At 59.2% G+C, this 23,672-nt stretch carries 20 protein-coding genes, 1 tRNA gene and 2 rRNA genes (1 of these 23 running past the window's edge); 11 read left to right on the top strand and 12 right to left on the bottom strand.

From position 1 onward, the window contains the following. Position 1: 1 nt before the first annotated feature. Both ACQY1L_RS15830 and ACQY1L_RS15825 read right to left on the bottom strand, forming a co-directional pair. Positions 2 to 928: a dihydrodipicolinate synthase family protein gene (locus ACQY1L_RS15830; RefSeq protein ID WP_430241700.1), complete on the bottom strand. Its 927-nt coding sequence runs from the start codon at positions 926 to 928 to the stop codon at positions 2 to 4. Positions 929 to 1,117: 189 nt separating this feature from the next. Then, entirely contained in the window at positions 1,118 to 2,314 is a 1,197-nt protein-coding gene (locus tag ACQY1L_RS15825) for an amidohydrolase family protein (RefSeq protein WP_430241698.1), read from the bottom strand. Positions 2,315 to 2,615: 301 nt separating this feature from the next. Here ACQY1L_RS15825 and ACQY1L_RS15820 point away from each other — a divergent pair, with 301 nt between their 5' ends. Continuing rightward, positions 2,616 to 2,819 carry a cold-shock protein gene (locus ACQY1L_RS15820; RefSeq protein WP_012760580.1) on the top strand — a complete coding sequence of 68 codons (204 nt, stop codon included), beginning with the start codon at positions 2,616 to 2,618 and terminating at the stop codon, positions 2,817 to 2,819. A 104-nt stretch (positions 2,820 to 2,923) separates the two neighbouring features. Here ACQY1L_RS15820 and ACQY1L_RS15815 read toward each other — a convergent pair whose 3' ends face one another. Beyond that, complete coding sequence (locus ACQY1L_RS15815) at positions 2,924 to 3,409, bottom strand: Lrp/AsnC family transcriptional regulator (protein ID WP_192077907.1); 486 nt, start codon at positions 3,407 to 3,409, stop codon at positions 2,924 to 2,926. Positions 3,410 to 3,505: 96 nt separating this feature from the next. Here ACQY1L_RS15815 and ACQY1L_RS15810 point away from each other — a divergent pair, with 96 nt between their 5' ends. The 6 genes from ACQY1L_RS15810 (at position 3,506) to ACQY1L_RS15785 (ending at position 10,117) form a co-directional block, all read left to right on the top strand. Next, positions 3,506 to 4,999, top strand: a complete 1,494-nt coding sequence (locus tag ACQY1L_RS15810; RefSeq protein WP_430241695.1) for an aminotransferase class V-fold PLP-dependent enzyme — start codon at positions 3,506 to 3,508, stop codon at positions 4,997 to 4,999. A 313-nt stretch (positions 5,000 to 5,312) separates the two neighbouring features. Then, positions 5,313 to 6,452 carry an ROK family transcriptional regulator gene (locus ACQY1L_RS15805; protein WP_062581493.1) on the top strand — a complete coding sequence of 380 codons (1,140 nt, stop codon included), beginning with the start codon at positions 5,313 to 5,315 and terminating at the stop codon, positions 6,450 to 6,452. Next, positions 6,449 to 7,219, top strand: a complete 771-nt coding sequence (locus ACQY1L_RS15800; RefSeq protein WP_062462050.1) for an ATP-binding cassette domain-containing protein — start codon at positions 6,449 to 6,451, stop codon at positions 7,217 to 7,219. Before ACQY1L_RS15805 ends, ACQY1L_RS15800 begins: the two co-directional genes overlap by 4 nt. A gap of 34 nt (positions 7,220 to 7,253) precedes the next feature. Next, positions 7,254 to 8,294 (top strand): sugar ABC transporter substrate-binding protein, encoded by a 1,041-nt coding sequence (locus ACQY1L_RS15795; RefSeq protein ID WP_062581491.1) that lies wholly within the window; start codon positions 7,254 to 7,256, stop codon positions 8,292 to 8,294. 60 nt (positions 8,295 to 8,354) lie between these two features. Then, positions 8,355 to 9,350 carry an ABC transporter permease gene (locus ACQY1L_RS15790; RefSeq protein ID WP_062462043.1) on the top strand — a complete coding sequence of 332 codons (996 nt, stop codon included), beginning with the start codon at positions 8,355 to 8,357 and terminating at the stop codon, positions 9,348 to 9,350. Continuing rightward, positions 9,347 to 10,117 (top strand): SDR family oxidoreductase, encoded by a 771-nt coding sequence (locus tag ACQY1L_RS15785; RefSeq protein WP_430241692.1) that lies wholly within the window; start codon positions 9,347 to 9,349, stop codon positions 10,115 to 10,117. The genes ACQY1L_RS15790 and ACQY1L_RS15785 overlap by 4 nt, the downstream gene beginning before the upstream one ends. Before the next feature lie 52 nt (positions 10,118 to 10,169). Here the strand turns inward: ACQY1L_RS15785 and ACQY1L_RS15780 are convergent, their stop codons facing one another. The 5 genes from ACQY1L_RS15780 to ACQY1L_RS15760 form a co-directional block, all read right to left on the bottom strand. Further along, positions 10,170 to 11,177 (bottom strand): ABC transporter permease, encoded by a 1,008-nt coding sequence (locus ACQY1L_RS15780; protein WP_092659144.1) that lies wholly within the window; start codon positions 11,175 to 11,177, stop codon positions 10,170 to 10,172. A gap of 9 nt (positions 11,178 to 11,186) precedes the next feature. After that, complete coding sequence (locus tag ACQY1L_RS15775) at positions 11,187 to 12,686, bottom strand: sugar ABC transporter ATP-binding protein (RefSeq protein ID WP_430241690.1); 1,500 nt, start codon at positions 12,684 to 12,686, stop codon at positions 11,187 to 11,189. A 75-nt stretch (positions 12,687 to 12,761) separates the two neighbouring features. Beyond that, complete coding sequence (locus ACQY1L_RS15770) at positions 12,762 to 13,709, bottom strand: sugar-binding protein (protein WP_430241688.1); 948 nt, start codon at positions 13,707 to 13,709, stop codon at positions 12,762 to 12,764. A gap of 126 nt (positions 13,710 to 13,835) precedes the next feature. After that, positions 13,836 to 14,828, bottom strand: a complete 993-nt coding sequence (locus tag ACQY1L_RS15765; RefSeq protein ID WP_092659140.1) for a sugar-binding protein — start codon at positions 14,826 to 14,828, stop codon at positions 13,836 to 13,838. 41 nt (positions 14,829 to 14,869) lie between these two features. Continuing rightward, positions 14,870 to 15,850, bottom strand: coding sequence for an NAD-dependent epimerase/dehydratase family protein (locus tag ACQY1L_RS15760; RefSeq protein WP_430241686.1), 981 nt, complete (start codon positions 15,848 to 15,850; stop codon positions 14,870 to 14,872). Between the two features lie 195 nt (positions 15,851 to 16,045). On the opposite strand from ACQY1L_RS15760, the gene ACQY1L_RS15755 reads away from it, so the two are divergent. Genes ACQY1L_RS15755 through ACQY1L_RS15745 form a run of 3 tightly spaced genes read left to right on the top strand, consistent with a single transcriptional unit; the run spans position 16,046 to position 18,801 of the window. Continuing rightward, a complete protein-coding gene (locus tag ACQY1L_RS15755; RefSeq protein ID WP_430244005.1) occupies positions 16,046 to 16,741 on the top strand; it encodes an ATP-binding cassette domain-containing protein in 696 nt (231 codons plus the stop codon). Between the two features lie 12 nt (positions 16,742 to 16,753). Beyond that, positions 16,754 to 17,743, top strand: a complete 990-nt coding sequence (locus tag ACQY1L_RS15750) for an ABC transporter permease (protein WP_113111643.1) — start codon at positions 16,754 to 16,756, stop codon at positions 17,741 to 17,743. 35 nt (positions 17,744 to 17,778) lie between these two features. Then, the gene (locus ACQY1L_RS15745) at positions 17,779 to 18,801 is read left to right on the top strand and encodes a LacI family DNA-binding transcriptional regulator (protein WP_244474108.1); all 1,023 of its coding nucleotides are present in this window, start codon (positions 17,779 to 17,781) and stop codon (positions 18,799 to 18,801) included. Positions 18,802 to 18,872: 71 nt separating this feature from the next. Here the strand turns inward: ACQY1L_RS15745 and ACQY1L_RS15740 are convergent, their stop codons facing one another. Next, positions 18,873 to 19,784 (bottom strand): LysR substrate-binding domain-containing protein, encoded by a 912-nt coding sequence (locus ACQY1L_RS15740; RefSeq protein ID WP_430241682.1) that lies wholly within the window; start codon positions 19,782 to 19,784, stop codon positions 18,873 to 18,875. A gap of 311 nt (positions 19,785 to 20,095) precedes the next feature. Here ACQY1L_RS15740 and ACQY1L_RS15735 point away from each other — a divergent pair, with 311 nt between their 5' ends. Continuing rightward, entirely contained in the window at positions 20,096 to 21,085 is a 990-nt protein-coding gene (locus ACQY1L_RS15735) for a TerC family protein (protein WP_430241680.1), read from the top strand. A 200-nt stretch (positions 21,086 to 21,285) separates the two neighbouring features. Here ACQY1L_RS15735 and ACQY1L_RS15730 read toward each other — a convergent pair. The 3 genes from ACQY1L_RS15730 to ACQY1L_RS15720 form a co-directional block, all read right to left on the bottom strand. Beyond that, a tRNA-Met gene (locus tag ACQY1L_RS15730) sits at positions 21,286 to 21,362 on the bottom strand. Positions 21,363 to 21,619: 257 nt separating this feature from the next. Further along, positions 21,620 to 21,734, bottom strand: a 5S ribosomal RNA gene (gene rrf, locus ACQY1L_RS15725). 254 nt (positions 21,735 to 21,988) lie between these two features. Beyond that, a 23S ribosomal RNA gene (locus ACQY1L_RS15720) occupies positions 21,989 to 23,672 on the bottom strand (it continues 1,281 nt past the right edge of the window).

Genomic DNA, 23,672 nt, shown 5'->3' with positions numbered 1-23,672 from the left:
CTCATAGTGCTGCGCGCTTGTCGTGGCGGGCAAGGCGTGCAAGCAGATAGTCCACCTCTGACTTGGCGGCCGGCGTCAGCATCTGGGCGGGCTTGCGCTGCGCATCGGAGGCAATCACGCCGCGGCGCTTGAGCACGTGCTTGCGCACGGCAAGACCGATTCCGAGCTGCTGCTCATAGCGGATCAGTGGAAGATGCGCGTCGAACAGGTCATGCGCCTCGTCGCGTTTGCCGGCGGCAAAAAGCCCGACCAGCTCGGTCAGCATGTCCGGGAAACCGTAGCCGGTCATTGCCCCATCGGCGCCGCGCTCCGGCTCGAAATCGAGGAACATGCCGCCATTGCCGCAGAGAATGGAGAACGGCCGCAACTCTCCGGCCTTCTGCATCGCGCGCAGCCTGGAAATCTTTTCAAGACCCGGCCAGTCCTCATGCTTCAGCATCAGGCAGGAGGGATGGTTGGTGATGATCTTGGCGACCACGCTGGTTGCGATCACCGTGTTGAGCGTCAGCGGATAGTCCTGCAGCACCCATGGCACGTCTTCACCAACCGCTTCCACGGCGCCTGCAAAATAATTTATGGTCTGGTCGTCGGTCTTGGCGCCCTGCCCCGGCGCGATCATCACGCCTGCGGCACCCATGTCCATGGAGGAGCGAGCGAGCGACCGCATGGCGGCGAAACCGGGCGCCGACACGCCGACGATGATCGGCACCTTGGCACGGGAGACCACCCGCTTGATGATCGCCCGGCTTTCATCCGCCTCTAGCTTCGGCGCCTCTCCCATAATGCCGAGAATGGTAATGCCGGTGCAGCCGCTCTCCTGATAGAAATCGGTCAGCTGATCGACGGAATCGAAATCGATCGAACCATCCTCGTGAAACGGTGTCGCGGCAATGGCGTAGACGCCCTTGGTATCGGCGTTGAATGTCATGAAATATCTCCTCTCAGTATCGAACGAGCTGCAGGGTAATTCGCTCCAGGACCTCCGGTAATAGCAAAGGCCTGTCCGACTCCGGCTGTTCGACCGGTATCATGATGTGGACGAAGAACACCATGCCCGCCGTCCCGATCGGCGGAGTTACGGTTTCAAGCCGCCCTCCGTCACCGATCTCGAAGCGGATCAGACCCGCTTCCCGCCTTGGGCAACGAGGCGTCCACCCTTGAAGACACACCTGTTGCCGGGGAAAGCAACGACCGCTTCTGGAATGTTGGCGGCAGCCAGCGTCACGAAATCGGCTCTGGCTCCAACCTCGATACCATAGGACTCGATCTGCAGCGCCTTGGCGCTTTCCGACGTGACGATATCGAAAGCCGCCTTCAGGTCTTCGTCGGTATAAAAGCCCGAGCGATAGCCGATGATTTCCGCCCGGTGCAGCATGTCGCCATCGCCATAGGGCCACCAGCTGTCGCGAATATTGTCGCTGCCGCTGAACACGGTGACGCCTTCTCGCCGCAACAGGGCAACAGGTGGGAAATTGTGGTTGCCCGGCGCATTGGTCATGATCGAAACGCCGCTTTTCGCAATCGTTGCGGCAATTTTGCGCGCCGCGTCAGCGCCGAGATCCCCAAGCCCATAGGCATGGCTGATCGCGACATGGCCCTGCATGCCCAGCGCCACCGTGCGGGCGCAAATCTCCTCGATGGTGAACGCACCCATGCTGCCCGCATCGTGGAGATGAATGTCGATATCGACACCATGCTTTTCGGCGACGCCGAAGACAACGTCGAGATGGCCGTTGACGTCCCGGTCGAAGCTGGCCGGATCGAGCCCGCCGACCAGATCGGCACCAAGCCCGATGGCTTCGTCCAGCAAGTCCGGCGTTCCGGGGCTCTTGAGGATGCCGCTTTGGGGAAAGGCCACCAGCTGGATATCGATCACATCCTTGTAGTCTTCGCGGACTGCCAAAATGGTTTCGAGCGACTTCAGCCCGACCGAACCATCGACCATCACGTGGCTGCGCATGGAAAGCGTCCCATTGGCAATGCAAAGATCGAGCTGGTCGCGGGCGCGCTTGTCCATCGGAGCAGCGGCCGCCATGTTTTCTGCCTGGAAGGCGACCCGCTCATGCACGTCGAAACCATTGGTGCAAGGGCGATGCGGCATCCATTTGTCGCCGTAGAAACTTGTATCGAGATGAATGTGCCCTTCTACAAAACCCCGAACCAGCAGCTCGCCGGCGATGTCGACGACCTCGGCGGATGGAGTAACAGCACCTGCGGCTTCAATCGCAGATATCCGCCCCGACTCGACGTGAATATCGCGCAGAACGCCCTCCGCCAGCCTGGCATTGGTGAAAACCGTCGTGCTTTTGGTCATGGGCTTCCTCAAATTCTAGCATCGTTTACAGCGTCGGGTCGGCGGCAACCCCCTGGTTTATACGGCTTATTGCCCGCTATGCGACCAATATCCGATCAAGATAACGGAGTTAGGTGTCGCGGCAGGCTTGCTCGCCAGAGATATCAATGCTTAAGATACTTTGCGTAGTCGGTGGCAAGAAAATTTGGCGTTGATACGGGCCGGGCATCACGGTGTTCATGGTGCTGGGGTTGATAGTGAAGCGGTGGCGCTATAGTTTGCCCATCGCAATTTCGCGGATTACATAGGAAACAGGTTTCTCATGGCGACAGGTACGGTTAAATTCTTCAACGACGACAAGGGCTTCGGCTTCATCACGCCTGAGAATGGCGGCCAGGACGTGTTCGTTCACGTTTCTGCTCTGCAGCGCGGCGGCTCGCTTCGCGAAGGTGACAAGGTCAGCTTCGAAGTCGGACAGGATCGCAAGACCGGTAAATCGAAGGCTGAAAACGTCTCGGTTCTCTAAGCGACGATAAAAAGCGCCTAGCCTGCTTTAGGGTGGGCTAGGCACATTCTGCGGGTTAATCCATCGGTTGTGCCGCCAAATATGGCTGGAAACCGAACCAAGTCTCATCGGTTCATTCGGCTGAGATCCAGTGCACGGTTGCGAATGATCGCCTCCATCGCGAAAAAGCCCGTCACCGTCGCAAGATCGAAATTCGTGATGAGCTTCTGATAAAATGCGTCATACCCGGATATTCCGCGGGTCACGACCTTGATCAGATAATCCCAATCTCCCCCGATCCTGTAAAAGTCGATCACCTCCGGCAGGCGATCCACATGACGGCGAAAATCGTCGGCCCATTCCTTGGAATGGTGGCGTGTGCGAATCATCACAATGACCGTCAGATCGAACCCCAGCAGGTCGAGATCGATCTCGGATCGCGAATTGCCGATGATCCCGCTGGCCTGCAGACGCTGCAGCCTGCGCCAGCATGCATTTTGCGAAAGCCCGACAAGCTCTGCCAAATCACGCTGCGACAAGGCCGAGTTGCGTTGCAGGCTTGTGAGGATCCGTAGATCGATTTCATCGAAATTCAGGTCTTTATCGATCATGTGACACAGTTCCTGGCAAAATCAGCGCAAATACGGTGAAGAATTCAGACCCTGCTTCAGTTTATAATCGCAGTCAACTCGTCAAGGAGATCGACAATGCGCCAGCTGGCTGACTGCATGCCACGAACCGAACCCGAAACTGCTCTTCAGGGATTTCGTCGCAGTCTGGCTGGCGCCGATCCGATTGCAGCACTGACCTCGGGAATGATTGGCGCGTCCGCCAAGGTGGACGGGCCATACGGCCTGAAGGATCTCGTCTATGCCGATTATGTGGCGTCAGGACGGGCGCTCCGGCAGGTGGAAACCTTCGTTCTTGAAGAGGTCCTGCCTTATTATGCCAACAGCCATACGGAAGCGTCCTTTTGCGGAGCGATGATGACCCGCATGCGCCGTGAAGCGCGTGCCACTATCGCCGAATGCTGTGGCGCCGACAGCCGCCATGCGGTGATCTTTGCCGGATCCGGCGCAACGGCCGGCATCAACCGCCTGGTCAAGTTGCTCGGCGTCGAGGATGCAGTCACTACCGGCAAACCCGCCCGGGTCATCATCGGCCCCTACGAGCATCATTCGAACATCCTCCCCTGGCGGGAAAGCGGCGCTGAGATCATCGAAATTCAGGAAGGTTGCGGTGGTGGCCCTGACCTCATCCTCCTGGAAAAGGCTCTTGAGGACAGCAGGGACGTTCTGACGATCTGCTCTTTTTCGGCCGCATCGAACATCACCGGTATCCTGACGGATATCGAAGCGGTCACCCGGCTCGTAAAATCGGCAGGCGCAAAGATCCTCTGGGATTTCGCCGGCGCAGGTCCCTATATCCCAATCACGATGACACCGGCTGAAGGCGCCGAGATCGACGCCATCGTCGTATCGCCCCATAAATTCCTCGGTGGCCCCGGTGCCTCCGGTATCCTCGTGGTCAGACGCGATGCAGTCGTCACTACAAAACCCTCTTGGCCAGGCGGCGGCACCGTCAAATTCGTCTCCCCGACGGACCACGATTACAGCGACAATATCGAAGCGCGCGAAGAAGCCGGAACCCCCAACGTCATCGGCGATATCCGCGCTTTACTCGCCTTCTTGGTCAAGCACGCAATCGGCCTCGAGAGAATTGCGAGCCTGAACGAGAATTTCACCGCGCGCGCATTCGAGGCTTGGCAGGGCATTCCCCAGATCGAGCTGTTGGGCTCGATGAGCATGTCGAGACTGCCGATCTTTTCGTTTCGCATCAGGGATGGAAAGGGTGGCTATGTGCATCAGCAGCTGATCACCCGCATGCTTTCCGATCGCTTCGGTATACAGGCACGCGGCGGCTGCGCCTGCGCCGGGCCCTATGTCCACCGCCTCCTGTCGATCGATGACGAGCATTCGGAGCAGATCAGGCAATCGATCCGGAACGGCAACGAAATCGAGAAACCGGGTTTCACCCGGCTCAATCTGAGCGTTCTCCATTCCGAGGAAAAAGTCAGGTTCATCCTGGAAGCGGTGATCCAACTCGCCCGGGATGCCCCTTCGCATACGGCGTCATACATGGTCGATCGCAGCCGGGCGATATTCTCGCCCCTCGCTCAACCGTTGGAGGCGACGGCATAGGCTTTTGCCAAACGCCTCCCGTTTGGCGTGCCCACCCGGCCACCTTGCGGGTACGACCCCCGTGATATAGCGCGACCTACCGGCGGAGGATGACGCTTTCGTGCTCATGTTGATCAGGCGCTGGTCATGATGCCTGGCTCCGAGGGTGAGGCGAACTCTTTAAGAGTTTCGCGGAAAGCGCGCGCGAACCGTCAGATCAGCCTTTGCAACGTCAGCGCGATCAGGCCCTTCGCGCGCGCATTTATCTTTTTTGAAAACCATTTGACTAAATACGTGACCGCTGACACACTTTCGTCATTCGGAGAAATTCGAAATGGCGCTGCGCGGTACCAACCAGGAATCCGGAAGGCCCTACAACAGACGGATCGTCTTGGAAGCGATCCGCCTGACTGGTCCGACGACGCGTGGCGAAATTGCCGAACGGGTTCACCTCACCGTACAGACTGTCTCTACCATTGTCCGGGAACTCGAAGAACAAGAGCTCATCGTCTCGGTGCGCGAAAAGCCTCGGGGCCGCGGTATTCCGCCCTCGAAGCTGACCGTCAATCCGGAGGGTGGGCATGCGGTCGGCGTTCACCTGACGCCGCTTGGCATCGACGTTGCCTTGGTCAATCTGCGCGGTGATGTCGTCGAGAGCCGCCACCGCAGCGCGTCCAACCCGACGCCGGACGAAGCCTTCGCTCTGATTGGCGAGATGGTGGACGAACTCAAGGCAAGCCCATGCCGCGGCCGCCTGCTGGGCGCCGGACTGGCTTTGCCCGGGCCGTTCGACGTGGAATCCATCAGCTTCGTTGGCCCGACAACGATGACCGGCTGGAAAGACGTCGACATCAATTCCCGCCTCACAGAGGCGACAGGTCTGCCGGCCTTTATGGAAAACGACATGGCGGCAGCGGCGCTCGGCGAGCAGCTCTACGGTCTCGGCCAACAGATTTCGGATTACTATTACCTGTTCTTCGGCGTAGGCCTTGGCGGCGCGATGATGCATGACGGGACAGTGATGCGCGGCGCCTGGGGCAATGCCGGCGAAATCGGCCATATCCCCGCCGTTCCGGATGGCGAGCCCTGCCCCTGCGGCAACAATGGCTGCCTTGAGCGCTATCTTTCGCTCGAGGCCTTCACTCGGCGCGGCCTGCCCGAGGCCGAATGGGTCCGCGAGATCGCGCCGATCTTTCGCAATGCCATCCGCACGATCGAAAACCTTTTCGATCCAGAGACTGTCGTGCTCGGTGGCCTGGCGCCGCAGTCTTTGATCGAGCGGCTTGCCGCACTGGCCGACGGCCTGAGCAATTCGGTTTCCGCCCGCACCAACCGCCCGCATCCACGTGTCGTCGTCGCCAGTGACTGCCAGCATTCGGCACTCCGAGGTGCAGCCGCGCTAGCCGTTTTCGGCGTCCTGTCGCCGCGCTTCGGCCAGATGTTCGAGACTTCAGAGAAGGGGACTGTCGAATGACCGAAAAACTGCTTGTCCTGAATGATATCCGCAAGAATTTCGGCGCGATCGAAGCGCTCAAGGGCATCAGTTTCTCGATCGGAAAGGGCGAAGTGGTCGCCCTTCTTGGCGACAACGGCGCAGGCAAGTCCACGCTTGTGAAGATCATCTCGGGTGGTCTGCAACCCACGTCAGGTCAGATGCTCTTCGAAGGCGAAGAGTTCGAGGCAAAGACGCCTGCCGAGGCCAAGGCAGCCGGCATCGAGACGGTCTACCAAGACCTGTCTCTCTGCACCAATGTGGACGTCGTCGCCAATTTCTTCATGGGCCGCGAGATCACCCGCAAGATCGCGGGCATCCCCTTCCTCGATGAGCGTGCGATGGAGGAAATCACGACAAAGGCACTGACCAGTGCCGGCACCCGCATTCCCTCCATGCGAACCAAGGTCGAGCATCTGTCCGGCGGCCAGCGGCAGGCGATCGAGCTCAACCGTTTTGCCCATTGGGGTGGCAAGCTCCTCTTGCTTGACGAGCCGTTCGCCGCGCTCGGGGTCGAACAGACGCGGCGGGGATTGGACATGATCCGCCATGTCGCCAGCCAGGGCATCGGTGTCGTCATCATCACCCACATCATGCAGCAGGCCTTTCAGGTCGCAGACCGCATCGTCGTCATCCGCCACGGCGTCGTCGCCGGCGATGTCGACAGAACCAAGACAAGCCCGGATGCAGTGATCGAAATGATCACAGGGCAAACCCTCACCGGCGCCGGACCGGTGGGCAAACAATGACAAGGGGTCCGGCGTAAAACTGGAGAGAACGATCATGAGACGAATAATGCTAAGCTTGCTGAGCGTTTTGGTGCTCGGCCTTTCAATGCTCACAACGGCAGCCGCACAGTCCAAGGGTACGGTCTATTATCTTGTGCCGACACTGCTCGACGAATTCCAGACAGGCTCGGTCAGCGCCTTGGAAATGTTTCTGAAGCAGACCGGCTACGAGATGAAAACCCTTAACGCCGACAACAAGACAGACGCACAGCAGTCGCAGATGAACGATGTCATCGCCTTGAAGCCGGCGGCGATCATCCTCGCCGCTGTCGACTTCAACGCATTGAAACCATCCATCGAGGCAGCCCGTGCGGCCGGTATTCCGGTCGTCGAGTTCGACCGTCAGGTCACCTCGACCGTGTCAGACTTCACCTCGGTCGCCGGGACGATCGAGATCGGCCATGTTGCCGCGCAACAGGCTGAAGCGATGCTCAAGGCCAAGAATGGCGACGTGAAGGGCAAGATCCTGCAGGTTCTGGGCGACCCTGGCGATCCCTACACGCTCGATATCCAGAAGGGCTTCGAAGAGAAGATGAAGGCCTTCCCGAAGGTGACCATCATCTCTGTGCCCGCCATGCAGTGGGAAGCCAGCAATGCAGGGACGATCGTCTCCGATCAGATGCTGGCCAATCCCGATATCAACCTGATCTTCCTGCATGCAGCCCATCTTTCGGTTGCAGCCGTCGCCTCTTTGGAATCAGCCGGCAAGAAGCCAGGTGATGTCATGATGATGAGCTCGAACGGCGCTCCCGTCGGCCTCGATCTGATCCGCAAGGGCTGGCTCAATACCGAAGTCGAGCAACCGCTTTATGCCCAGGCGGCAGCCATTGCCATGTTCATGGACAAGATCGTCGGCAAGCAGGAAATCAAGGCCGGCGACTATGACGTGCTTGGCCTGAAAGGGGTCGTGACGAAGGAAGCCTGGGGGCCGAACATCAAGATCCCGGGTGCGGCGATCACCAAGGAGAATGTCGACAACCCGGCCTTCTGGGGCAACATGAAAGCGCCGACAGCCTCGATCAAATCCGTCGAATAACAACCCTTCATCCGGGGTCGAAAGACCCCGGACTCCTCCCCTCAAGTCCGGATTTGCCGCATGACGCCCCGTACGCGCAAAAGTCTAGAATCTGTACTCGATAACCTCGTCTGGTTCATGCTCATCGTTGTGCTTGCCCTGTTCTCGGCCCTGATCCCGAACTATTTCCAGATCGGCATTTTCACAAACATCATCGAAGCGTCGAGCGTGCTTGGCGTGATGTCGATCGGCCTGGCTCTGGTGATCATCGCCGGCCATATGGACCTTTCGGTGGAATCCGTTGCCGCTTTGGCGGCCATGGCGGTCGGCATCCTTTTCTGCTCGGCAGGGATCGGCATGGGGATCAAGCTCTCACCGCAATGGCTGATGATCCCAGCGTCACTGCTCGTTGCCTGCGGGATCGGCGCGTTGATCGGTCTCTTCAACGGCTTCCTTGTCGTGAAACTGAAGATGAGCGCCTTCATCATCACGCTTGCCTCCTTCATTTGGGTGCGCGGCATCGTGCTGGCGGTTTCCGGCGGGCGCTCCGCCCAGGATCTGGATCCGGCCATCCGCTGGTTCGCCATCGAGCGCGTGGCTGGCATTCCGCTGTCAGCCTGGATTGCGATTGCCTGTTTCGTGGTCTTTTCGGTGCTGATGGCCAAGACGCCATTCGGCCGGCACCTGGTAATGATCGGCGGGAACGAGACCGCCGCTTACCGCGCCGGCATTCGCGTCACCCGCAACTTGATCATCGCCTTTGTACTGGCAGGCGCCATTGCCGGCCTGGCTGGATGGCTGCTTGCCATACGCACATCAGGCGCCACGGCAAACCTCGGCGTTGGGCTGCTGTTCAACGCCTTTGCGGCAGTCGTCATCGGTGGTGTCAGCCTCAAGGGCGGTGTCGGTGCGCTGCCCGGCGTCTACGCCGGAGTGCTGCTCCTCTCGTCCATCAACACCGCCATCAACCTGATGGGTCTGCCGGCAAACTATACCCAGGTCATCCACGGCTTCCTGGTGCTTGCAGCGGTTCTACTCGATACGTTCAAACAAAGGCTCCGCCAGAGGCTCGCATGACAGACAGATTGAAAGACAAGGTGGCGCTGGTCATCGGCGCATCGCGCGGCATCGGCAAGGCAATCGCCGTCCGCTTCCAGGAGGAAGGCGCAAAGCTGGTGCTGGCTGATTCCGAGGCCGACGACGGCAAGGCGGCAGCCGATGATCTCGGCATCGACTTCGTCCGCACCGACATCTCGAAGATGGAAGACGCCGTTGCCGCGGTCGAGTTCACACTCGAACGTCACGGGCGGCTCGACATCATCGTCCAGAACGCCGGCATCTATCCGTGGCAGCTCATCGAGAATACGTCTCCGGAAGACTGGGACAGCGTGATGGGGGTCAATCTGCGCGGATGCTTCAACGCCGCACGCGCCGCGCTGACGCCGATGAAAAAGCAGGGCTCGGGGCGTATCCTGTTTACGTCATCCATCACCGGCCCGCATGTTACAAGCCCGGGCCACGGCCACTACGCGGCGAGCAAGGCTGGCATCAACGGCTTCATTCGCTCAGCGGCGCTGGAGTTCTCGTCCTACGGCATCAATGTCAATGGCGTCGAGCCCGGCAACATATTGACGGAAGCGATCCAGCTGCATCGTAGCGCCGCCTTCATCAAGAACATGGAGGACGCAATTCCGCTCGCCCGCCTCGGCTCGCCGCGCGACGTTGCCAATGCCTTCCTGTTTCTCGCCTCCGACGATGCGAGCTATGTGACCGGCACCACCATCGTCGTCGATGGCGGGCAGCTCCTGCCGGAAGGCGCGGACTTCAGGCTCCTGCCATCCTGATCATTTCCAGCATCCGGGACCAGCTCTGTGTCGATCGTCGACGACCTATCCGTCATCCGTTTGCCGACGGGATGCGGGAAACCTCGGCCAAGGCAGAGCGGGTCGCCTGATGATGTCGCCTTTGCCGATAGGCATGGAACTGCGTATCGGCAATAACACCCACCAGAATGACCGCACCCATGACCGCGAAATTGAGCGAAGAGGGAATGCCGAGCAGGTTGACGAGGTTCTGGAGGACCTGAAGCAACACGACCCCGAGCACTACCCCGACGATCGAGCCTTCCCCACCCCGCAGGGAAAATCCGCCGAGGACCGCAGCCGCGATTGCATAGAGCTCGTAGAAATTCCCATGCGACGAGGGCTGGACGGACTTGGTGTACATGGCGAAGAAAATGGCCGAGACGCCCGTCAGAAAGGAACAGAGAACATAAGCCGTGACGATCACGCGCTTTGTATTGATCCCGCAATAACGAGCCGCCTCCTCGTTCTTTCCGACGGCCAGAAGATGACGTCCGAAAACGGTTCGATGCAGGAGAAACCATGCAAGCACCGCAAACACGGCAAAAGCCATGACGGAATGGGGAACGCCCGCTGTTCGTCCGACGAACAGATATTCGAGCATGGGAAGATCCGTCCCGAAGGTAAAGCCGGCCGTCCCGTCCCTCGTATAGAAGCGCGCTATGCCTCGGTAGATCAGCAGACCGCACAGTGTGACGACGAAGGGCTGCAGCTTGAGCCGTGTAATGAGCCAGCCATGCAACAATCCGATTACAACCGACAGGACAAGCACGATCGCAAAGGCGACAGGCCAGGGAACGCCATGCGAGGCGATCAGGTCGATGAAGATGACGCCGAGAAGGGCGATGACGGAGCCGATCGAAAGCTCGATCCCTGCGGTGACGATGACGAAGGCCTCGGCAATCGAAAACAGCCCGAACAGTCCAATCAGATTGGCTGTGTTGGCAAGATTGACCGGTGAAATGAAACGCGGATTGACCAGTGTCACGATGGCGCCCACGGTCAGAACGAGGACGGCAAGGCCGATGTCTTTCTTGTGCATGCCAATCTCCTATCCGACCGCCAGACTGAGGATCGCTTCTTCGGACAGATCCGCCCGCGACAGGATGCCGGCAATGGCCCCGCGCCGCATCACCGCCACGCGCGTCGAGACACCGATGACTTCCTCCATATCGGACGAGATCATCAGCACCGCGGCTCCGCCCTCCGCGAGATCGCGCATGAGGCGGTAAACCTCAGCCTTCGCTCCGACATCGATGCCTCTCGTCGGCTCGTCGAGAATGATGAGCCTGGGATCGAGACCGAGCCACTTTGCCAGAACGACCTTCTGCTGGTTGCCGCCCGACAACTCGCTGACCGCACGGTCGAGCCGCGGCGCACGGATCGATAGCCGGCTGCGGGACCGATCAGCGATCTCCATTTCGGCCCCGCGATCGACGAAGCCAGCGGTCGCGATCGCCGAAAGGTTCGGCATTACCACGTTTTCAGAAAGAGAGAAGTCGAGGAACAGTCCCTCACCCTTGCGGTCTTCCGGCACCAAACAGATGCCGGCGGCGATTGCTGCAGGCACCGATCCGGATGCGACCGGCTTGTCGTTCATCTCGACACGGCCGCCCTGGACGGGATCGATGCCAAAGATCGCACGCGCAAGTTCCGTCCGACCGGCGCCCACCAGACCGGCAAGCCCGAGGATTTCCCCGCCTCGAACCTCGAGATCGACCGGGGCCTGCGGATAGGCCTCGGTTCTGAGATTTCGTGTCCGGAGCACCACCGGCCCCTGCCTTACCTGCGGGGGCGTGTAGAATTGCGTCACATCGCGGCCGATCATCAATCGCACCATGGCATCTCGATTGATGCTGCCGCTTCGGAGCTCCCCGGCATTTCGACCGTCCCTGAGCCCGACCACCCGGTCTGCGACGGCTTCGACTTCAGCGAGGCGATGGGTAATAAACAGGATGGCCACTCCATCTGCCCGCAACCGGCGCACGACGTCGAGCAACCGTTGGGTTTCCGCAAGAGTGAGGCTCGATGTCGGTTCGTCGAGGATCAGAAGGCGGACATTGGTCGAGAGCGCCTTGGCGATTTCCATCAGTTGCTGGTCCGCCAGCGAAAGTTCCGAAGCCTGGGTGGATGGCTGAAAGCGAGCGCCCAGCATGTCGAGCAGTGGTTTCACCCGCTCGGCCATGGCCGCATGGTCGATAAAACCGAAGCGGCGGCTGCGCGGCTCACGGCCCAGGAGAACGTTGCCAGCGACATCGAGATTGAAAAATGGGTTCAGCTCCTGGTGCACGAACGCGATGCCACGGGCCAAGGCCTCGGCGGGTGTCAGATGGGACGCCGTCTTCCCATCGATAACGATCTCACCTTCATCGGGCACGATCGTGCCCCCAAGCACCTTCATGAGCGTGGATTTTCCAGCACCGTTTTCGCCGATCAACCCGACAACTTCACCGCCCCGGATGCCGAGCGACACCTGATTGAGCGCCACAGCGCTTGGATAGACCTTGGTGATGCCGATGAGATCAAGAGATATGCGGACGGCAGCTGTCATCTGGCGTGAACCTCGAATGCGTTGAGGGCCAGCGCGCAGCCCGAAAGATCCGCGCTGGCCGCGTCAAGGCGCGTATTACCCGCCCATCCGCGCCTTGAGCTGCTTCTCGAACGCATCGACATTCGCCTTGTCGATGACTTTGGTCGGCACGATGATCAATCCATCTGCCGGCACTTTCGACTTGTCGCCCTTCAGGTACGCCGCCATCAGCTTCATCCCCTGGTAGCCCCATTGATAGGGGTCCTGAACGACCGTGCCTGCAAACTGGCCTTGCCGCACGGCTCCGAGCGTGATCGGATCTTCATCGAAAGCGATGACCGTGATGTTCCCGAGCTTTCCGGCCGCTTTCAACGCTTCATAGATCTTCGGTGGATTGTAGGAATAAAAGCCCACCATGCAGGTGATGTCCGGATTTGCCGCGAGGACATCGTCGACATTGGACCGCGCGCGGGCGAAATCGACGTCATCGCCCCGCACATCGACGAGTTCGATCGACTTGCCCTTCACGGCCTGGCGAAAACCGTCGATCCGCTCCCTGGCGTTATCAGCGCCAAGGAAGCCGACAAAACCCATACATTTACCACCCTTGGGCAACGCCTTGACCGCGATTTCCCCCGCCTGGATGCCGGCTTGGGTATTGGACGAACCCAGATAGGCGATGCGCTTCGACTGCGGCGCATCGCTGTCCGTCGTGAAGAGCGGAACCTGCGCTGCGATGCGGTTGAAGGCATCGACGGAATTCTTCGGGTCAGCCGACGAGATCATGATTGCGTCGGTCCCCGCAGCCACGAGGTCATCCATCAGGGCGTTCTGCAGTGCAGCCGTGCCCTGCGTGGGATAACGGAACTGCAACTCGAAATCCGGAAGCTCCGTCTGCGCCGCCTTGACCCCTGCCTCGGCCAGCTTCCAGAAATCGGAAGCGGCATTGACGACGAAGGCGAGTGCCTTTTTCTCTGCGGCGACCGCTGGCATAGCCACCATGGTCGCCATGGCCACGAGGGCCGTGATCGTAAACCTTTTCATCTTGTCCTCCCGCAACCCACTCCACCAGGGCTGCTCCAGGTTGAAGGGCGACAACCGAGCAATGCAAAGCCTTAGCCCGGTTATCGGGTCCGTTTCAGCGGCTGCGCCAAGGGCGCCACGGCGCCGTCAGTTGGTCTTGCAGAAACCGGGATCTTCGGCGTTGCAGATGTCGAGGCCGGTAAACAGCGGATCATCCACCTTCTCGCCTTTGATCAGCTTGATCATCACGTCGGGTGCCTTGTAGCCCATCTCGAAGGGCCGCTGACCGACCTGCGCATGGCTGCGGCCCTCGCGGAAAGCCTGGGTCTGCGGTGGCAGCGTATCCCCCGCCACGATCACCAGTTCCTTCGACTTCAGCTTGCTCATGACCTGGTCGGTGACCTGGGTATAGGCTTGTGGCGCGAACTGTGCCCACCCGCCGATCAGGATGAAGGCATCGAGCTTGGGATGGGCTGTAAAGACATCCGACATCTGCTGATTGGCTAGGTCCGCCTGGTCGTTGGTATAGACGGGGCATCCCTCGATTTCAGTCCAGCCGTTCTGTCCGCTCAGCCGCTTCACGTCCTTGGCTCCCGCAATCGTGTCACGGAAACCCTGGGCACGCGCATTGATGTTGGCGGCACCAACATTGCCGAGTTGCAGACACACCGTGCCACCCTTCGCCTTCAGCTTCTTCGTCTGCTCGGCCATCTTCACACCCATCAGATAATTGTCGGTGCCGAGATAGGTCTTGCGCAGATCATGGTCTTTCTCGAGGAAGTCCGCATCGACGGTCATGACGGGAATTTGCGGCGCGATCTGGCGCACGCGGTTCGCCATGGCCGGCGCGTTCGACGGCGAGATTGCAATCGCTGCAACACCGCGCGTCAGCAGATCGTCGACAATCTGGACCTCACCCGCTTCGTCGGCCGAAGAGGCCGGCCCGGTGTAGAGGCACTCGTATTCGCTCTTCGGATTTTCCGACAGCCACTTCTTGCAGCCCAGATTGATCTGTTCGAAGAACGGATTGTCGAGCCCTTTGACGACGATGGCGAGTGTCTTTTTGCTCTCCGCAGCGCTCTCGCCGGCCAGCAACATGAGAATAGGTATTGCAGTGAATGCCAAATATCTTGTTTTCATTGCCTTTCTCCTCCTCTAAATCGCCGGCGAAACCCTCCTGCTCAGCCGGGATACCAAATGATGCGCAGATCATTTCCTGCACGCCTGTAGCTCCAGGCACGCTCGACAAGTCCTTCAACATCGATTTCCGGTTGCCAGCCGAGAACCATCCGGGCCTTTGAATTGTCGAGCCAGTTGCTGTGAAACGGTGTCGGGATGTCGCGGCGCTGCCGATCGCCGGAAGCCTCCAGGATATCGGCCAGCGCGCCGTAGTCGACCGGCTGGTCCATGGCGACGTTGAACAGCTCTCCATACGCGGCCGGATTGTCCAGCGCGGCGATCATCGCGTTGACGAGATCATCGACATGAAGAAAGCTGCGCTTGAGATAGGCGCCGCGACCATCCCGCATGGCAGGTACGGCCCGGCTCTTCCTAATCTCGTCGAGATCATCCGCTCCCATCATAGCCGACCACGGCGGCCCGCCGAACTGATCAGGACCGACCTCCATTGCGTAGCGGAAGTCGTCCTTTTCCATGATCCACGGAGCGCGAAGCGTGGTCCAGTTGAGACCCTCTTGGATCCCGAACTGTTCCACCATGGTCTCTTCCAGCACCTTGGTCAGGGCATAGACACCGCGATAGGCTCGCCTCGGCGACTGCTCCGTGATCGGTGAGCTGTAACCATGAAAAATGTGCCCAACGACACAATCACCGCTCAGCAGCATAAATTGCTGTTTCGCAGCCGAACGGCTGAAACCCTCCAGCAGGAGGTAGAGCCCCTTGAGAGCAACATCGATGGCCTGATCGGGCGTCTCTTTCACGGCAGCCAGGTGCAGCACATGCGTCACACCTTCGAGCGCCTTCCCGACAATCTGCGGATCTGCCATGGACCCCTTCACGACGGAGACACGGGGACCGGGTTCCAGAGCCCGGTTGTTGCAGAGCGCGACGACATTCCATTTCGCAAAGCGCGGATTGGAAAGGAAGGCGGGAAGGAAGGCTTGGCCCACCTTTCCGGTGGCGCCCGTCACGAGCAACCGCATCACCGCCCCCTTTTCGCTTTCAGGTTGAATAATTAATATTTGGTTATAATATTAAGTCAAGCATTATTGATACCGGTTTACGAGCCGGCAACCTGCAGGCTATGGTGCCAACAGAATGCCATCGTGGGATCAGCCGAGGGAGGGCGGAGCGTGTCACGGCTTTCATTGCATTCAATTTCAAAGAGTTACGGCGCAATACACGCGCTGTCGCGTGTCAGTGTCACCGTCGAACCAGGGGAGGTTCTGGGACTGATGGGGGACAACGGCGCCGGCAAGACGACGCTTGTCAAAATTATCGCCGGCAACTTCCCACCATCGACAGGAGAGATCCGCGTCGATGACCAACCGGTGACCTTTCACAACCCACGCGACGCACAGCGACACGGCATCGAGGTCGTCTATCAGGACCTTGCGCTGTGCGACAATCTCTCGGCTGCCTCCAATGTCTTCCTGGGGCGAGAGACCATGCGCAGCCTCGGGCCGCTGCGCTACATCGACTATGCCAAGATGAACCGCGTCGCAGCGGAGCTGTTCCGGCAACTGAAATCGGAAACGAGACCACGCGATTTGGTGCGCCGCATGTCCGGTGGCCAGCGCCAGGCGGTTGCGATCGCCCGCACGCTGCTGTCCGAACCCAAGATCGTCATCATGGACGAGCCGACCGCCGCAATCTCCGTCCGCCAGGTGGCCGAGGTTCTCGATGTCATTCGCAGGCTGCGTGATCACGGCATCAGTGTCATTCTCATCAGCCACCGCATGCCCGACGTCTTCGGTGTTTCGGACAAGATTGCGGTTTTGCGGCGCGGCGAACTCGTCGCCAGCAAACGTGCCGATCAGTCGTCGCCCGAAGAAGTGACAGGATTGATCACCGGCGCCATCGAAGCCGCTTGAAAGGAGATCGCCATGACCACATTGGATGACGTGATTGCCCGCAGCGAGCATCGAAGCTGGATCTCACGCGTATCGAGCCGGCAGCTGTTCTGGGTCTTTATCGCTGCGGTCCTTGCCTGCCTCGCGCTCAGCATTCTAACGGACAGCTTTGCAACGGAGCGCAATCTCTTCAATGTTGCGCGCAACTTCGCCTTCGTCGGCATCATCGCGATCGGAATGACGACCGTAATCGCCTCGGGCGGCATCGATCTGTCGGTGGGCTCAACCGTCGTGTTGAGTGCCATGGTGATCAGCGTCACCATGGAAGGTGGCATGCCCTTCCTCCTCGCCTTTCCTCTTGCGCTGCTTTCAGCCCTCCTTGTGGGCGTACTGAACGGCGTGCTTGTCGCCTATGCCGGAATGCCACCCTTCGTCGTCACCTTGGGCACTCTTTCGGCCGCTCGGTCCCTGGCCATGGTCCTGTCGGACAACAAGATGATCTGGAATTTCGGCCCCGACCACGACCTGTTGATCTGGGTCGGCGGCGGCTCGACGCTGGGCATACCCCACCCTCTTTACGTCCTCGCTGCACTAGCCCTTGTAATGTCGCTGGTCTTCAGGTGGACCCGATGGGGGCAGCATCTGCTTGCGATCGGCAGCAATGAGAACGCCGCCATCCTGACCGGCATCCCCGTGCGGCGCATGAAGGTGAGTATCTATGGCGTGTCGGCTCTCACCGCCGGGCTCGCCGGCGTTCTGATGGCTGGATGGCTCGGCAGCGTGACCACCAATCTCGGCCAAGGCATGGAGCTGACGGTGATTGCCGCGGCCGTCATCGGTGGTGCCAATCTGGCCGGTGGCGAAGGCAATGCGCTCGGTGCGGTCGTTGGAGCACTGTTGATAGAAGTTATTCGCAACTCTCTGATCCTGCTCGGCATCTCGACATTCTGGCAAGGAATGTTCATAGGTACCTTCATTGTGGTTGCCGTAGCCTTCGACCGTGTCCGGCACTTTCGATCCTGACACGGCACCATACCCCGGAAACCACGGTGTCCGACATGGAGAATGCCTTGAAACCGACGATGATGGACGTGGCCGCGCTGGCAGGCGTATCTCAGGCGACCGTTTCCCTCATTCTCAATGGCAGTTCCGGCGCCCGGTTCACCGAAGCCACCCGCAAGCGGGTCTTCGACGCGGCGGATCAGTTGGGCTATCGTCTCGCGAACAAGTCATCAGCCAGTTCCGGACCCGGCAGTGCGCCCGCCAACAAGGTAATCGTTTTTGCCGTCGACGAACTGACCACCGATCCATGGATGGCCCTTGCCTACGAAGGTGCCCGCGAAAAGGCACTCGAACTCGGGATTATCGTCACACTTGGCGTCTTCCGCAAAGGCGAGGACCCGGATGGCGGCATCTTTTCGATCTGTGACGGCCAGGCACTTATCGGCTACATTTTCGGCACTATTTTGACCCGCAAGATCGATCCGCCGGAACCGCTTCTGAAGGTCCCCTCTGTGCTGGTCAACTGCTACGATCAAGAGCGTCGGCTTCCGTCCATCCTGCCGGGAGACGTCGCCGGCGGCCGGGCGGCGACGGAACGGCTGATCAGCGCCGGGCGCAAGCGGATAGCCCTGATCAACGGCCAGGAAGGTCTCGACAATCCGCGCGACCGCTTGCGCGGATACAAGCAGGCTCTTGCCAGCAACGATCTCTCCTACGACCCCGACCTCGTGCACTATGGCAACTGGGAACCGCCGTCCGGATACGAAAAGACGCATGCGCTGATGAAGCTGAAGGATCCCCCGGACGGGATATTCTGCGCGAACGACCTCATGGCGCTCGGCTGTATCGAAGCGCTGAACGAACTCGGCAAGTCTGTCCCGGAGGATGTCTCCGTCGTCGGCTTCGACAACAGAGACATTGCCCAGTTCACGATGCCGCCGCTGACAACCTTCCATCTTCCGATGTTCGAGATGGGCGTGATGGCCGTCGAGCTGCTTTCCGATATGGCTGGCGGGCTGACCAGCAATCACGACCAGCTGAAGGTGGAGTGCCGACTGGTCGCCCGCAGTTCCGCCTGAGCTCAGACTGGCCTGCGGCAAGGTTCGCGGCCAATGGAATGACTTGCTGAGCAGAAAGGACCGCCGGCACGTCAGCCGATCCCGAGCTCCAATGCGGCGTCTGTCGCCCTTCTGGCAAGTTCCTGAAAATGCGCCACCCGGCCGCTGGTTGACCTGAAACAGATGCCGACCTGACGGGTCTCACTCCAGCCCTCGATTTCCAGGAGATGAACGTCCTCTGCGTTGCGGAACTCCGCCTGTGCGTAGAGTTCGGGAAACAGCGAGCAGCCCATGCCGATCGACACCATTTGTCTGATCGCGTCCAGGCTGGTACCGGCATAGTCGTCAATGACAGTCGCGCCGGACGCCTTCGCCAGTCGCTGAACGCTCTCGAGCAACTGGTGTCCGCTTCCAAGCGCCAGCAGACGCTCGCCTTTCAGCTCTTGAACGGAGACAGCCCGACGTTTTGCAAGCCGATGATCAGCGGGAACGCCCAGCAGCAGCCGCTCCCTGCCGATCGGCACGAACATCAGGGACCGCTCGCCGAACAAGGGGCCGAGGCCACAGTCGAGCGTTCCTTCCGCAACAGCGGTTTCGATCGCCGCAGGACGATCTTCGACGATGTAGATCTTCAGATCGGGGTATTGTTTATGCAGGGACGGTAGGAACCTGGGCAGGAAATACGGCCCGAAAGTCGGCGGCGTGCCCAGCCTGATGACGCCGCCAAGCGCTGCGCTGTGCTGTGCGACGGTCTCGAGCAGATCGCCCACTGCGGCAAGCGCCACGCGGGCACCATGCACAAAACGTTCCCCGACCGGCGTGAGGAGAACCGTCGTCGACGTCCGCTCGAACAGCTGGACGCCCAGATTTTCTTCCACGATCCCCACTTGGACGGAGAGTGTTGGTTGCGAGACATGGCATTGCTTCGCGGCCTTTCCGAAATGACCGCATTCAGCAAGCGCGACGACGTATTCGAGTTGGCGAAGACTGGGGCGAAACGGCATGCTCAATAGTCGATCACTATCGAGACGATTTCAACAATCAATTGGCGCAATGATGATGGGATCGCCAGTTCAGTCTTTGATCAAAGAGGAGGTCGAAGAAGGAACTGGCTTCGACCTCGAAAGGCCATCGCGGCGCTCCGACTGAAACGCGCAAGCCCTCTTGATCACAATGCAGTTCCATCCGCTACCGCGGGTCCTGCGCCCGCGGTTTACTCCTTGTGCCCCTGTCCGGGCCCCTCTGGCGAGAGCTGCCGGTCCTCTCGCGATGTCGGACGCCGCATCCACCGTGAACGACCGGCTGGAGTGTTCACATGGACTTTGCATTCTTCTTCGCAGACTGGCTCGGAAAGCCCGTCTGGATGTGGCTCGGTTTCCTTTCGATCGTGGTTTCCCTTTTGGCCTTGGACCTCGGCGTTCTTCACCGCGACAACCGCGAGATTGGTGTCCGCGAGAGCCTGATCCTGTCTTCGATGTATATCGCGCTCGGTCTTGCGTTCGGCGGCTGGATCTGGTGGCAGCTCGGCGACGAGCAGGGGATGAACTACCTGACGGGCTTCGTGGTCGAGAAAACGCTGGCGCTGGACAACGTCTTCGTCATCGCGCTCATCTTCTCTTTCTTCGCAGTGCCGCGCAAATACCAGCACCGCGTCCTCTTTTGGGGCGTGCTGGGTGTGATCGTTCTGCGCGCCATCATGATCGGACTTGGCGCGACGCTGGTTTCGAACTTTTCATGGGTCCTCTATCTCTTTGCCGCCTTCCTCGTCATCACCGGCATCAAGATGATGTTGATCGGCGACAAGGAACCCGAGATCGGCAACAATCCCATTGTCGGCTTCATGCGGCGCAGGTTTAACGTCACGGAAGAGCATCACGGTCAGGATTTCTTCGTCAAGAAGCCCCATCCCACGACCGGCAAACTGGTCTGGTTCATGACGCCGCTGTTCATGGCGCTCGTCATGGTCGAAATCGCCGACGTGATCTTCGCGGTCGACTCCGTCCCTGCGATCTTTGCGATCACGACCGATCCGTTCATCGTCTACACGTCGAATGTTTTCGCGATCCTCGGTCTGCGCGCACTGTATTTCGCACTCGCCGCGATGATCCATCGCTTTCGATATCTGAAGCCGGCGCTCGCAATCGTGCTGATCTTCATCGGCTCGAAAATCTTCATCGCTGACCTCCTGGGTCTCGAAAAGTTTCCCGCTTCACTCTCGCTCGGTATCACCTTCGCCATCATCGCCTCGGGCGTTATCTGGAGCTTGGTGAAGACACGCGATACACGTGCCGGCAATACGGTCTAAGGGGCGGGACTGGCGGCCACACCGTGCCCCTGTCTTGCAACGTATCAGTAGAGACTGCCGGATGCAGTGCAAAACCGATCCCATCCGGCGTCACCCGTCTTTGGCAGACACGGCGTATCGGCCGTCGATGCGCTTCGGTCAGGCTACAAACGCAAAACACCCGCAGCTTTCGCTACGGGTGTTTTTCGATAATGATGATTTGGTTGCGGGGGCAGGATTTGAACCTGCGGCCTTCAGGTTATGAGCCTGACGAGCTACCGGGCTGCTCCACCCCGCGCCAAGCGAATTTGGCTTTGCCAAATTTCGCGGTGCGTCACAGCAACGCTGTGATGCGTAGTGCCGGAGCAAATCCCTTAGGATTTGTCTCCTGTAAGGGACGCAACGGCTTCAGCCGAACATCCCGTAATTGTTTTCAACCCCATCAACGACAAAAGGCCGCTTTGGGAGCGGCCCTTGGTTTGGCCAGGGGCCGGTTGTTTTCGTGTATGAGAAGATTGTTTGTTCCATCCTTATGGATGGCATTGCCTTTAATAGACCTGGCAGCGACCTACTCTCCCGCGTCTTAAGACGGAGTACCATTGGCGCAGGGGTGTTTCACGGCCGTGTTCGGAAAGGGAACGGGTGCAGCCACCCCGCAATGACCACCAGGTCGATTAAGGGCAATGTATGCGTGGCAATGGGCGACCATTGCAACGTTATGTCGAGAAGCTGGCGGAGGCGAACCCCCATTTGTCTTAGTTGAACACGTCTTGTTTGCCGTCTGGTTTGTCGGAGCGCAGCTCCGCAAGGCCAGAGGCCGTCGTGACCAGTGTCACGGCCCGTCCGGAGCGTTTTTCACGCGTCAGGACAAAACAGATGTCATCATCGAGGTGCGCAGCACCTTGATGAGCATAGTCAATGAGAACGATGAAGCCAATCGGGCTATTAGTAAGGCTAAGCTTCATGCATTACTGCACGTCCACACGCCTCCTATCAACGTGGTCGTCTTCCACGGCCCTGATAGGGAATACTCGTTTTCAGGTGGGTTTCCCGCTTAGATGCCTTCAGCGGTTATCCCTTCCATATATAGCTACCCTGCTATGCCGTTGGCACGACAACAGGTCCACCAGAGATATGTCCATCCCGGTCCTCTCGTACTAGGGACAGATCCTGTCAATATTCCTACACCCACGGCAGATAGGGACCGAACTGTCTCACGACGTTCTGAACCCAGCTCACGTACCGCTTTAATTGGCGAACAGCCAAACCCTTGGGACCTGCTCCAGCCCCAGGATGCGATGAGCCGACATCGAGGTGCCAAACAACCCCGTCGATATGGACTCTTGGGGGTCATCAGCCTGTTATCCCCGGCGTACCTTTTATCCGTTGAGCGATGGCCCTTCCACGCGGGACCACCGGATCACTATGACCGACTTTCGTCTCTGCTCGACTTGTCAGTCTCGCAGTCAGGCGGGCTTATGCCATTGCACTCGACGACCGATTTCCGACCGGTCTGAGCCCACCATCGCGCGCCTCCGTTACTCTTTCGGAGGCGACCGCCCCAGTCAAACTACCCACCATACACTGTCCCGGATCCGGATAACGGACCGCGGTTAGACATCCATGACGATAAGGGTGGTATTTCAAGGATGGCTCCACGAGAACTGGCGTCCCCGCTTCAAAGCCTACCACCTATCCTACACATGCCGACACGAATGCCAGTGTAAAGCTATAGTAAAGGTGCACGGGGTCTTTCCGTCTAACCGCAGGAACCCCGCATCTTCACGGGGAATTCAATTTCACTGAGTCTATGTTGGAGACAGCGGGGAAGTCGTTACGCCATTCGTGCAGGTCGGAACTTACCCGACAAGGAATTTCGCTACCTTAGGACCGTTATAGTTACGGCCGCCGTTTACTGGGGCTTCAGTTCAAAGCTTGCACCTCTCCCTTTAACCTTCCAGCACCGGGCAGGCGTCAGGCCCTATACGTCGTCTTTCGACTTCGCAGAGCCCTGTGTTTTTGATAAACAGTCGCTACCCCCTGGTCTGTGCCACCCCTTTCCACTTGCGTAAAAAGGGGTCACGCTTCTTCCGAAGTTACGCGTGCAATTTGCCGAGTTCCTTCAACATAGTTCTCTCAAGCGCCTTGGTATGCTCTACCTGACCACCTGTGTCGGTTTCGGGTACGGTCTATACGGTGGAGCTATTTCCTGGAACCGCCCCGCTGCACATCCAATCCAATAAGGAGGTACAACTTACGCGATCCGTCACTACCACCAGGCCCACGAATATTAACGTGGTTCCCATCGACTACGCATTTCTGCCTCGCCTTAGGGGCCGGCTAACCCTGCTCAGATTAACTTTAAGCAGGAACCCTTGGTCTTTCGGCGAGGGGGTCTCTCACCCCCTTTATCGTTACTCATGTCAACATTCGCACTTCCGATATCTCCAGAGGCCCTCACGGGTCCTCCTTCACAGACTTACGGAACGCTCCGCTACCACATACACTTGCGTGCATATCCTCAGCTTCGGTGCATGGCTTTAGCCCCGTTACATTTTCGGCGCAAAGACCCTTATTTAGACCAGTGAGCTGTTACGCTTTCTTTAAA

Origin of the sequence: Neorhizobium sp. DAR64862/K0K3, assembly GCF_050500185.1 — a bacterium.
Taxonomy (GTDB): domain Bacteria; phylum Pseudomonadota; class Alphaproteobacteria; order Rhizobiales; family Rhizobiaceae; genus Neorhizobium; species Neorhizobium soli.
Note: the sequence above shows the minus strand (reverse complement) of the source record. Positions and strands in the feature narration are given on the sequence as shown.

Coding starts and splice junctions, on each gene's coding strand:
- ACQY1L_RS15765 (WP_092659140.1), bottom strand. CDS start 14,828: ATGAAAACAAGATATTTGGCATTCACTGCAATACCTATTCTCATGTTG.
- ACQY1L_RS15825 (WP_430241698.1), bottom strand. CDS start 2,314: ATGACCAAAAGCACGACGGTTTTCACCAATGCCAGGCTGGCGGAGGGC.
- ACQY1L_RS15735 (WP_430241680.1), top strand. CDS start 20,096: ATGGACTTTGCATTCTTCTTCGCAGACTGGCTCGGAAAGCCCGTCTGG.
- ACQY1L_RS15780 (WP_092659144.1), bottom strand. CDS start 11,177: ATGCACAAGAAAGACATCGGCCTTGCCGTCCTCGTTCTGACCGTGGGC.
- ACQY1L_RS15805 (WP_062581493.1), top strand. CDS start 5,313: ATGGCGCTGCGCGGTACCAACCAGGAATCCGGAAGGCCCTACAACAGA.
- ACQY1L_RS15815 (WP_192077907.1), bottom strand. CDS start 3,409: ATGATCGATAAAGACCTGAATTTCGATGAAATCGATCTACGGATCCTC.
- ACQY1L_RS15750 (WP_113111643.1), top strand. CDS start 16,754: ATGACCACATTGGATGACGTGATTGCCCGCAGCGAGCATCGAAGCTGG.
- ACQY1L_RS15770 (WP_430241688.1), bottom strand. CDS start 13,709: ATGAAAAGGTTTACGATCACGGCCCTCGTGGCCATGGCGACCATGGTG.
- ACQY1L_RS15790 (WP_062462043.1), top strand. CDS start 8,355: ATGACGCCCCGTACGCGCAAAAGTCTAGAATCTGTACTCGATAACCTC.
- ACQY1L_RS15745 (WP_244474108.1), top strand. CDS start 17,779: ATGGAGAATGCCTTGAAACCGACGATGATGGACGTGGCCGCGCTGGCA.
- ACQY1L_RS15830 (WP_430241700.1), bottom strand. CDS start 928: ATGACATTCAACGCCGATACCAAGGGCGTCTACGCCATTGCCGCGACA.
- ACQY1L_RS15760 (WP_430241686.1), bottom strand. CDS start 15,850: ATGCGGTTGCTCGTGACGGGCGCCACCGGAAAGGTGGGCCAAGCCTTC.
- ACQY1L_RS15775 (WP_430241690.1), bottom strand. CDS start 12,686: ATGACAGCTGCCGTCCGCATATCTCTTGATCTCATCGGCATCACCAAG.
- ACQY1L_RS15810 (WP_430241695.1), top strand. CDS start 3,506: ATGCGCCAGCTGGCTGACTGCATGCCACGAACCGAACCCGAAACTGCT.
- ACQY1L_RS15740 (WP_430241682.1), bottom strand. CDS start 19,784: ATGCCGTTTCGCCCCAGTCTTCGCCAACTCGAATACGTCGTCGCGCTT.
- ACQY1L_RS15795 (WP_062581491.1), top strand. CDS start 7,254: ATGAGACGAATAATGCTAAGCTTGCTGAGCGTTTTGGTGCTCGGCCTT.
- ACQY1L_RS15820 (WP_012760580.1), top strand. CDS start 2,616: ATGGCGACAGGTACGGTTAAATTCTTCAACGACGACAAGGGCTTCGGC.
- ACQY1L_RS15800 (WP_062462050.1), top strand. CDS start 6,449: ATGACCGAAAAACTGCTTGTCCTGAATGATATCCGCAAGAATTTCGGC.
- ACQY1L_RS15785 (WP_430241692.1), top strand. CDS start 9,347: ATGACAGACAGATTGAAAGACAAGGTGGCGCTGGTCATCGGCGCATCG.